The organism is Lapidilactobacillus bayanensis, from assembly GCF_003946695.1.
Lineage (GTDB): Bacteria > Bacillota > Bacilli > Lactobacillales > Lactobacillaceae > Lapidilactobacillus > Lapidilactobacillus bayanensis.
In genome coordinates this window covers 1-11,036 of the sequence record NZ_RHOX01000042.1, presented here as the reverse complement: position 1 = coordinate 11,036, position 11,036 = coordinate 1, and the positions used below count along the sequence as shown (strand labels likewise).

Here is an 11,036-nt window from a genome sequence, read left to right as displayed (position 1 = left end):
TGTTTGAATGTTGAATTAACAATAAAGATAACGCTTCATAATTATTTGCCGTTCACAACTTAAACTATCTTATCAATAAGATATTAGTACGTCAACAAAAAAACGATATTTTTTAGAAACATTTTCCACGAAGTTATAAAAAAAGCCCTAATATCAAAGATATCGGGGCTAAAAAATCTTATTCGTTTTCGGGACGCATAGTTGGAAAGAGTAGGACATCACGAATTGATGGTGCATCTGTCAACAGCATTACTAATCGATCAATGCCAATACCGAGTCCACCTGTAGGCGGCATTCCGTACTCCAAAGACTCGATAAAGTCATAGTCAACACCGTGAGCTTCATCATTGCCGGCATCACGTTCTGCATCCTGTTCTTCAAAACGTTCCTTCTGATCAATGGGATCGTTTAATTCTGAGAAGGCATTGGCATACTCTGCCCCTAAGATAAACAATTCAAAACGATCGGTAAAGCGTGGATCTGCCGCATTCTTCTTGGCTAACGGCGAAACTTCAATTGGATGACCGTACACAAAAGTTGGCTGTTGCAAAGTACTTTCAACAAATTGTTCAAAGAATTCATTGATAATGTGACCGACTTGCCAATAGCTTTCATAATGAACATGATGCCCATCTGCAATTTTGCGTGCGTCTTCAAGACTCATTTGTTGCCAAAAATCAACACCCGTTTTTTCTTTAATTGCATCAACCATATGAATACGCTGAAATGGCTGATCCAAATCGACTTCTTGTCCCTGATAAGTAACTTTACCGCTATCTAAAACACTGTGTGCGGCATGGCGAAAAATACCTTCCGTCTCATCCATGACGTCTTTAAAATCAAAGTAGGCAGCGTACGTTTCTAGCATTGTGAATTCTGGATTGTGACGCGTGTCAATTCCTTCATTACGATAAACACGGCCAATCTCATAGACACGTTCCATCCCGCCGACAATCAATCGTTTCAGTTGTAGCTCCAAAGCAATTCGTAAATAAAGGTTAATGTCTAAAGCATTGTGATGTGTAATAAACGGCTTTGCGGAAGCGCCGCCCGCTTGGACATGTAAAGATGACGTTTCCACTTCGGTAAAGTCTTCCCCATCCAAATATTCACGAACAGCTTTAACAATCTTACTACGCTTAATAAACCGATCAAAACTGTCTTGATTAGCAATCAGGTCCAAATAGCGTTGACGATACTTCTGCTCCACATTGCTTAAACCATGGAACTTATCTGGTAACGGCCGTAAAGCTTTGGTCAAGAAAGTAACATGAGTGGCTTTAACGGTTAATTCACCTGTGTCAGTCTTCATGACTTCGCCATTGATACCAAGAAAGTCGCCTAAATCAGACTTTTTGAAGATTTGATAGTTTTCTTCACCAACAACATCTTTACGGACATAGATTTGAATCTTGCCACTACGATCACGAATATCAGCAAAGCCGACTTTACCCTTGCCACGTTTTGAAACCATGCGGCCCGCAATAACGACTTCAGGAACATCTTCTTCAAGCTGCCCCTTTTCAATATCATCAAACTTCTGATGTAACTGTTCCGCCAAATCAGACCGCACAAAGCGAGTGCCGAATGGATCAATTCCTTCGTCACGTAAAGCCTGCATTTTTTCACGGCGAACGATTAATTGATCGTTCATATCCGTTTCATTATTTTGATTTACCTTCTTGTTTGCCACAACAACGACCCCTTTTTATACACTATAACTCTCTTTTTCTTTTAACCGTGTTTCATATAAATCGACAAAATCATCTAATAAACGATCTACTTCTGCCTTAGTAACCGCTTCGTTAACTGCAGCCTTCGTTCTTGCTGCGCGGGGAATTCCTTTAAGATAATAGGCAGCCTGTTGGCGAAATTCTGGGACGGCAAAGCGCTCACCCTTTAACTTCATCAAAGATGCTAATTCTTCTTTGGCAATAGCAACTTTAGCTCGCGGCGTTGGCTCTGACATTAATTCACCTGTGTCTAAATATTGGTTGACAGCTTGAAGCAACCACGGATTTCCTAACACTGCGCGACCAATCATGACCGCATCAGCACCAACCTCAGTCAGCATTCGCTGAGCATCTTGTGGCGTACGCACATCACCATTTCCTATAAACGGAATGGTTAAATGCTGACGTACTTCCTTGAGAATATCCCAATCAGCTGTACCAGAATACATTTGCTTACGCGTTCGACCGTGCATGGCTAATGCCGAAGCACCAGCTCGTTGTGCAGCCATTGCATTTTCAACGGCTAAAATATGATCTTTATCCCAGCCGGTCCGCATTTTAACTGTGACAGGCTTTTCAACTGCTGCAACAACCGCTGCAACCATCTCGTAAACTTTATCAGAATCAAGTAACCACTTAGCACCGGCATCAGTTTTAACAACTTTATTCACTGGACAACCCATATTAAGATCAATGATATCAGCATCAGTTTGCTGATCAACAAACTTGGCAGCTTCGACCAAGGTTGCCCGTGTACCACCGAAGACTTGAAGACTAACCGGATGTTCGTAAGGATCAATGAACATCATGTTCAATGTTTTCTGATTGCGATGCATAATTCCCTGATCACTAATCATCTCACAGACAACTAAGCCTGCACCAAACTGTTTACAGATTACGCGAAAAGCTGAATTTGTAATACCAGCCATTGGCGCAACAACGACTTGATTAGGGATCGTTACGTTACCAATTTGCCACTCCACACACTATCGCTCCTATTTCTCAATCGTCTAATCTTAGCAAAAAACTAGCCTCGATTGCAACCTACTTTGATTGCGCCGCCAATTCCTTTAATTCGGCTTCTGTAAATTGATATTTCTTACCACAGAACTTACAAACTGCTTCGGCACCATGGTCTTGTTCAATCATTACCTTCAAGTCGGATTGGCCCAAGGCGGCAATGGCCTTAGCAAATCGGTCTTTCGAACAATCGCACTGATAGGCAACTGGTACTTTATCTAAAAATTTAATCGCTTCATCAGCAAAAATCTTTTGTAGAATCATTTCCGGTGTTTTACCATCACGCAACAAGTCAGAAACTAATGGTAATGCCTTTAAATTTGCTTCTAAGTGTGTTAATTGCTCATCAGTGGCACCAGGCAAAGTTTGAATCAAAAACCACCAGCAACACCAATGGAATTGTCTTGATTAACAAACACAGATAGCCCCATTGCTGAAGAAATTTGTTCAGACTTTGCTAGATAATACGTTAAATCTTCGGCAATCTCACCAGATGTAATCGGAACTTGACCAGTAAACGGTTCTTTCAAACCTAAGTCTTTGGTAACATTAACCATGCCCTTTGTGCCCACAGCACGGCGAACATCAATTTTGCCGACCGGGTTCAGTGGTAAATTAACATGTGGTTGGCTAATATAGCCCTTAATTGTACCATTGGCATTACCGTCGGCCACAATACCGTCAACAGGTCCATCGCCTAAAATGCGTACCGTTAACTTTTCATCATTCTTTAATAAGACACTGCTTAATAACAAAGTGCCTATTAAAGTTCGTCCTAATGCTGCCGAAGAAGCCGACCAAGTATCATGGTCAATTTGTGCGGTTTGAACAATTTCGGTGCCATTGACTGCTAACATGCGAAATGCGCCATCAACAGTTACGCCCTTAACTAAATAATCTGACACAACGATTCCTCACAATCTTCTTACGTTATCATAATGCCTTAATCAACAATTCTAGACTAATTACACTGAAAAATCTACCACCAGCTGCTATAATTCCCAGCAACCGGCTTATTCTAGATTGCTGAAAAGATGTGAAAAAAACTGCTATATTGTGTTTCTTCGTGCCTACGGGAAATATGCTGGTGGAACGCTGTGAGTATTGACCTGAGCCGAATAAAATCCAAACCTAGTTATACCTAGTTATAAAGATAAGTCCTAAAACTGTGATATTGTGGTTCTTCGTACCTACGGGAAATACGCTGGTGGAACGCTGTGGGCTCGACTTTAAGACAATCGTAGATTGGCTTAAAGCTCGGCCTTGTCGTAAATGGTAAACCATTAACGACAATTCACAGCTGACCGCGATTTCCCTCCGGCACTGACAAAAGTGCGTTAGTACAACTTAACTGCAAATTTACACTTCTTAAAATTGAAAGGCAGTTCAACCACACGTCAACTCAGCGCTTGCGCAAAGGTTGCCCTCTTGCTTGTTTAGTGGTGGCAAATAAATACCGCTCAGTAGTGACATTATTGTTGACGATTTATCGACTACAATAAGGCTCGTATTTGAGACGATTGGCACTTTGATCGGCTCAAATCGACGCCCACTACGTTCCAGCGCAAAGTATTTATTTGCCACCACGGCACCCGCATGTTTCATACGCAACCTTTACGTAAGCGCGGAGGACAGCAAAATAACAGTTTTAGTCGCCACTATTTTGGTTGCAACGCCCACTACACTCCAGCGACAAGTATTTATTTGCCGCCACGGTACCTCGCCACATTCCGTATACAACCTTTGCGCAAGCGCGGAGAACCGCAAAATAACAGTCCTAGTCGCCACTATTTTGAAAAGTAACGATAAAAAAAGGAACTAGGATTTGTCCCAGTTCCTTTAAACAATTATGCTTGTGGATCTTGATCATCATCGTCATCATCAAGGTCATCATCAAGGTCATCAATATTGATACCATCTGAATCATGTCCATTAGGATATGGGTTCTCAGGATCAGCTGGTGTTTCAACACGGCCATGACGCGGTGTATAATCGTCGACCGTTTCATCAGGTGTTTGTACATCATGACTAACTTTTGGCGCTGTTTCAGTTGGCTTTGGTGTAGCTTCATCAGCATCTGCGACGTCATCAGGATGAGCAACAGCGGATTGTGCTTCTTCCGTGTGAACTTCCTCCTGATGTTCAGCTGGCTTCGTATCCTCGGCAGGCTTAACCGTGTCGTCTTCTGATTGACTTACCTTTGGTTGAGCTGGCGTCGTTGGATTTTGATGATCATCTTGGTCATCGTGAGTTTGCTTATCTGAGTGATCATCGGCATCTTGTTCAGCATCTTTTTGCTCAAGTGCGCGCTTAGCCTCTTCAAAAGTTGCAGCGTGTTCACTTGGATACTCTGGCGTGCCTTCAGGCATTTTACCATCGTTATACAAACTCAAGATTTGCTTCTCATCCAATGTTTCGTACTTCAACAAAGCTTCAGCAATTAACTTATGTTGTTCACGATGAGCTTGGATAATCTCATAAGCACGTTTGTGAGCTTCATTAATAATTCGACGAACTTCGCTGTCAATTGCAGCAGCAGTCTCTTGAGAATATGGTGGTTGCTGACCATAAGAAGCGCCAAGGAATGGTTGTGACTCACTTTCCAAGGTAACTGTTCCTAACTTGTCAGACATCCCATATTGAGTCACCATACTACGAGCAATCTGAGTTGCTTGTTCAAAGTCATTAGATGCACCAGATGATTCAACACCAAAGATAATTTCTTCGGCGGTCCGGCCACCCATTAAACCAACTATTTGTTCATTTAATTCTTTCTTACTCAATAAGAATTCATCATCACGTGGCAACATGATAGCGTATCCACCGGCACGACCACGAGGAACGATGGTGACCTTACGCACCGTTCTCGAATCGCTCAAAACTAGACCAATCAACGCATGACCGGCTTCATGATAAGCAACGGTATTCCGCTCTCTAGGATTAATGACCCGATCCTTTTTAGCAGGGCCAGCAATTACCCGGTCTTCAGCTTCGTCAATATCTTTTGCGTCAATTTGGGTCTTGTTACGACGAGCAGCCACTAAAGCAGCTTCGTTTAAGACGTTCTCCAAATCTGCACCAACGAAACCTGGAGTTTCTCGAGCAACAGCCTTCAAGTCAACATCTGATGCCAATGGCTTGTTCTTGGCATGAACTTTCAAAATAGCTTCGCGGCCTTTAACATCGGGACGACCGACTAAAATCTTCCGGTCAAAACGACCAGGACGAAGTAAGGCTGGATCCAAAACATCTGAACGGTTGGTTGCGGCAATGACAATAACGCCTTCATTGCCTTGGAAACCATCCATCTCAACTAACAATTGGTTCAGGGTTTGTTCACGTTCGTCGTGTCCACCACCCATGCCAGCGCCACGTTGGCGACCAACGGCATCAATTTCATCAATGAAAATGATTGCTGGTGCGTTCTTCTTAGCATTATCGAATAAATCACGAACACGAGAAGCACCAACACCGACAAACATTTCCACGAAATCAGAACCTGAGATTGAGAAGAATGGCACACCGGCCTCACCGGCTACGGCACGAGCAAGTAAAGTTTTACCAGTACCAGGAGGGCCCTCTAACAGGACGCCTTTTGGTATTCTTGCACCTAATGCGCTAAATTTCTTAGGGTTCTTCAAGAACTCAACAACTTCGACAAGTTCTTGTTTCTCTTCTTCGGCACCGGCAACGTCAGAGAAGCGCACAGGATTCTTCTTAGGATCTTGTGGCTTAGCCTTGGACTTGCCAAAGCTCATGACGCCACGGCCACCGCCGCCACCGCCTTGACCTGATTGATTCATCATGAAATAGAAGAATACAAACAGTAAAACAGTTGGCAACAACATTGTCAGCAGACTGATCCAGACACCAGATTGCGATTCTTCTTTAGCATTAACGGTTACATTTTTGCTTTGCGCAAGTTTAGTGACTTCTGCTAATGACGTATCATTTGGTAACAGTGTCGTAGTGAAGCCAGTTACTGAATTAGTAGAAGATGCTTGTCCTGTTAACCCCAATGAAGTGGCAGGGGCAGAGCTCTTCTGTGCGGTTTTGTATGCACCACTGATTTGATAAACACCATTGGCTGGTTGCACGCTGAAATCTTTGATCTTGCCAGCTTTTAACTGGCTGGTAAACTTAGACATGCTCACTGATTGAGTTGAGCCACTATTACCACGATTAAAGAAGAAACTAATGCCACCAACAATAGCGACGAAAACAATGATGTAAAATAAACCGTTACTTAATAAGCGATTCCGGTTATTTTTCATTTACAACCTCCTGAATTCAAACGATTACTTTATCTGTGCAATCGAATGTTGCTATCATACCATATTTGACCATTTTTGACTATTATCTTATGCGTAAACTTCTGGCTTAAGAACACCAACATATGGCAAGTTACGATATTGATTCCGGTAATCAAGTCCGTAGCCTACAAGGAAGGCATCTGGCACTTTGACACCCACGTAATCAACGTGAACATCTAAGAGGCGATGAGCTGGCTTGCTAAGCAACGTACAAATCTTGATTGATGCTGCACCACGCGTGGTCAATAACTTGATTAAAGCGTCCAAAGTACGGCCTGTGTCAATAATATCTTCAACGATTACAATGTGACGGCCATTAACCGGCACATCCAAGTCTTTGATAATTTTAACTTCGCCGCTTGATTCTAATTCATCGCCATAACTCGAAACATCCATAAATTCGATCTCAGAAAAATCAGCATATGCCCTGACCAAATCAGTCATGAACATCACAGCGCCTTTCAAAACACAAATAAAGATTGGATTCTTTCCTTTGTAGTCTTCGCGAAGCTGTTGACCTAACCGAGCCACAATTTCTTGAATGTCATCTTGTGAGACGATGATATCCTCAATGTTATCGTGCATGTTAATCTCCTTAATTAAAATTAAGTAAGTTGACAACTAAAATAACCAAATTTAACTTTTAGTTGGTTGCCCTACCCCATTAATTTTTTATTAATACATAAATGATTTTAGCAGTTTCCGCGACATTCGACAATTTATAATGATAGATATTTTGCACCCAAAGAATTCGTTGATCACCAACTAAAACCCAAGTCGCGTCTCGCTGGTCAAAAGGAACCTTAGCATCAATCTGTCGCCGACTTAACTTTTGCCAATGTCCATTACTTAACTGCACACGATCACCTGCTAAACGGTGACGTAATGTCAAATTCTGTGGCAAAGTTGGCACTTGTAATTGGGTAATGGTACCACTAAAATCTTCAGGCAACCGTTCAAAAACACCAATACTTTGCTGACCAACCTGTTGCCATTGATTTAATCTTAACAAATATTTCTCTGATAGTAGATCGGCATTCTTAATTGCGGAACTTGTCAATTGTACTGGTGCAGTCCGATTAAAGGTAAATTGCTGATATGTCTGCGAAAAGAACCAACCATCTTGAAGGTTAACACGATGATGCCCACTCGACGTTTGCGTTAATACTGCAATTTGTTTTAATTGCTGATGATCGCACATCTGCAGGTTAGGTAAATAAACTTTAATGAAATCCTGCCAAAATAATTGCCATCCCATTAAATCTAGCTCAACCGGCGGAAATGTGCCACTAATTTGGTCACTTTTTTTAATTAAAGCCATTTTTTCATACCAAAGACCGAGGAACTGATGTGCGAGTTGCTGCTGCGCAACTAATTCTGTTGCGAAAATGTTGGCATGCGTTAATATTTGTGGATTCTCTTGCTGAAGTTCCGGGATAACGTGATGGCGCAAACGATTACGTGGTGTGAAATCTGATTGATTCGTTGAATCTTCGACGAATCGTATCATGTTTTGCGCAGCATAATCACGTAGTTCTTCTTTACTAAAAATTAATAACGGCCGCCACAATTGCCAATCACGAAAAGCCGTCTGAGCTCTTAAGCCTGGCAGTTCGTTTAATTCACCAGAACGAATTAACTTTAACAAAATTGTCTCTAGCAAATCATCACCATGATGCGCGGTCAACAAAACTTCACTGGCCGTTTTTTGTAAAACTGTTGCTAAAAAGTCATACCGTGCTTGCCGAGCAGTTGCTTCTGAAGTCCGTTGTCCATGATCCCAATGGCCGATTTCAATTGGTAGCTGATAGTCAGCTGCAATTTGTTTGACTAACTGTTCCTCATCATTACTATCCGAACGCAGTTGATGATTAAAGTAAGCCAATGACAATTGCGGCCGATTTTGCTGAGGTAAATGAACAAGTAAATCTAATAAAGTTGCCGAATCAACGCCGCCAGAGAAGGCTAGAACAATTCGGCGCGGTTGTGCATTTAGCGTTAATTGTTGCCACTGTTGATTAAATCGCTGAATTAAATTTTTCATTATTCACCACCAAGCAAATTTTATTAATCGCAAAAAAAAGTGGGACCAAAGCTGAGTTGGGTTCACTGATTAACTTAGCCAACCCATTGCACGACAACGCAAAATAAAAGGAGTCGGGGTTTTGTCCCAACTCCTTCTTGACTATTCTATTGTGGAACTAGCCTCGACGACCACCACGGCCACCGCGTTTACCTTCAGTATTACGTTTAATTGCAGTGAGACGATCTTCACTCTCCTTCAAAAATCCAGAGAGCATATCATCAAAATCTTCGTGACCATTACTACTACTGTGACCATTGCGACTATTGCTGCTCGAATTGCGGCGATGATTGTTAAAGTTACTTTCGCGTCGCTCATGTGGCTGATGTTCATGTGTTGACTGATGATGAACCGCTGCGGTTGGTTGTGGATCTGTTGCTTGTTTAATTGACAAGCCAATCTTACCATTCTGATTGGAAACCACTTTAACCGTGACGGCATCACCAACATTCAAAACATCATGAATGTCTTTCACATATTGATTGGAGATCTCACTGATATGAACCAAACCACTTTGACCTGAACCCAAATCAATAAACGCCCCGAAGTTGGTAATTCCGGTTACTTTTCCGGTAACCTTCGACCCAATTTCAACTGCCATAAACCCAAATTTCCTCCTTGGCCACTCTTTGTTATTTACTAAGTATACCACCGAACAAGTTCAATTCAAGTTAGTTTTTGGCATTAATTGAGCTATTCGTTTCAGGAAGCGTAAAGATCAGTTCCCCTTTTTTCGAATAGTCATACTTATAGCGAATTAACTTTTCAATGTACGTTTTATTGTTAAGTTGCTTAACTTGTATTTTAAAATTATCATTCTTAGCTTTCGTTTTACTCAGTTGTTTCTTCTCGGTTTGAACTTGTTGCTTAATACCTGAATTAATCTGATTCGTACGAAAGATCTGCAGACCTAAACCAATTAAAACAACTAGCAAAATCACCAGTAGAACCCACAAACGACGACGATGAACATGCCGCAAATAACGACGGCGGGCGTCAATTTGCTGCTGATGTTCGACTTCTTGGGCAAACTGATTACCGATACTGGTGATTTTGCCATGTGTTCGTATCTGCTCTTGCATGCGCTCGCTCCTATCTCACAATTATGACTGTTTCTTAGCAAAAATCGCTAAGAAACTCTTGATGTTCGTGGTGGTGTTCATTCAACTGCTACTCCGCAGCTAAGGTTAACTATTTGCACAAATCGCAAATAGTTTTGATGCTACGGACGCTGTCTATTCTTGTGGCAAAGTACGTGCCGCAAGAAACATAGCTCGACGAAGTTCGTCTAGTTGAAACATGGCCCTACATTTTGCTATCTAAAGTATAACATGGACCGGCTAAAAAATTGATCAATTGAGAAATTTTTAAACTATTTGTCACAAATTAGTTGGCACTTGCTGTAACGATAAAAAATAATAGCAACTAAAACTATTATGCGTGGTTTTTCGTACCTACAGGAATCCGCGGTAGAACGCTGCACGTATTATTGAAATAACAAAATCTAGAACTGTGATATTGTGCTTCTCCGTGCCTGCGGAAAATACGCTGGTGGAACGCTGCGAGCTTGCGTTTGAGCCGAATAAATTCGTCTCAAACGCAAGCTTTGTTGTAAGTGGTAAACCACTAACAAGAATTCCGCGGCTGACCGCGATTTCCCTCCGGCACTGACTAAAGTGCGTTAGTGCGGCTTAACTGCGAATTTGTACTTCTCAAAATTTGGAACGTATTTAACCACTCATCCATTCAGCGCTTGCGCAAAGGTTGCCAGCTTGCTTGTTTAGTGAGGGAAAATAAATACCGCTCAGTGGATCGAGTAGGAAGTAATTGTAAATTACCGTCCTCTCACACCACCGTACGTACGGTTCCGTATACGGCGGTTCAATA

The 11,036-nt window shown here is 41.9% G+C and carries 7 protein-coding genes and 2 pseudogenes; all 9 read right to left on the bottom strand.

The genetic code is table 11. The features are described from left to right. Positions 1 to 178 precede the first annotated feature (178 nt). The 9 genes and pseudogenes from lysS to EKM65_RS10580 all read right to left on the bottom strand — a co-directional run bounded on the left by lysS (position 179) and on the right by EKM65_RS10580 (position 10,231). Positions 179 to 1,654, bottom strand: coding sequence for a lysine--tRNA ligase (gene lysS / locus EKM65_RS10620; RefSeq protein WP_125608297.1), 1,476 nt, complete (start codon positions 1,652 to 1,654; stop codon positions 179 to 181). Positions 1,655 to 1,708: 54 nt separating this feature from the next. Then, positions 1,709 to 2,716: a tRNA dihydrouridine synthase DusB gene (gene dusB / locus EKM65_RS10615; RefSeq protein WP_125608295.1), complete on the bottom strand. Its 1,008-nt coding sequence runs from the start codon at positions 2,714 to 2,716 to the stop codon at positions 1,709 to 1,711. Positions 2,717 to 2,777: 61 nt separating this feature from the next. After that, a pseudogene (gene hslO / locus EKM65_RS10610) lies at positions 2,778 to 3,658 on the bottom strand (Hsp33 family molecular chaperone HslO). 481 nt (positions 3,659 to 4,139) lie between these two features. After that, positions 4,140 to 4,358, bottom strand: a complete 219-nt coding sequence (locus EKM65_RS10605; RefSeq protein WP_125608293.1) for a hypothetical protein — start codon at positions 4,356 to 4,358, stop codon at positions 4,140 to 4,142. 548 nt (positions 4,359 to 4,906) lie between these two features. Next, a pseudogene (gene ftsH / locus EKM65_RS10600) lies at positions 4,907 to 7,027 on the bottom strand (ATP-dependent zinc metalloprotease FtsH); the annotation flags it as partial. 87 nt (positions 7,028 to 7,114) lie between these two features. Then, complete coding sequence (hpt, locus tag EKM65_RS10595) at positions 7,115 to 7,651, bottom strand: hypoxanthine phosphoribosyltransferase (protein ID WP_125608289.1); 537 nt, start codon at positions 7,649 to 7,651, stop codon at positions 7,115 to 7,117. 79 nt (positions 7,652 to 7,730) lie between these two features. Beyond that, positions 7,731 to 9,110, bottom strand: coding sequence for a tRNA lysidine(34) synthetase TilS (gene tilS / locus EKM65_RS10590; RefSeq protein WP_125608287.1), 1,380 nt, complete (start codon positions 9,108 to 9,110; stop codon positions 7,731 to 7,733). 157 nt (positions 9,111 to 9,267) lie between these two features. Continuing rightward, entirely contained in the window at positions 9,268 to 9,750 is a 483-nt protein-coding gene (locus EKM65_RS10585; RefSeq protein WP_125608285.1) for a S1 domain-containing RNA-binding protein, read from the bottom strand. Between the two features lie 70 nt (positions 9,751 to 9,820). Next, positions 9,821 to 10,231, bottom strand: a complete 411-nt coding sequence (locus EKM65_RS10580) for an FtsB family cell division protein (protein ID WP_125608283.1) — start codon at positions 10,229 to 10,231, stop codon at positions 9,821 to 9,823. Between the last annotated feature and the right edge of the window lie 805 nt (positions 10,232 to 11,036).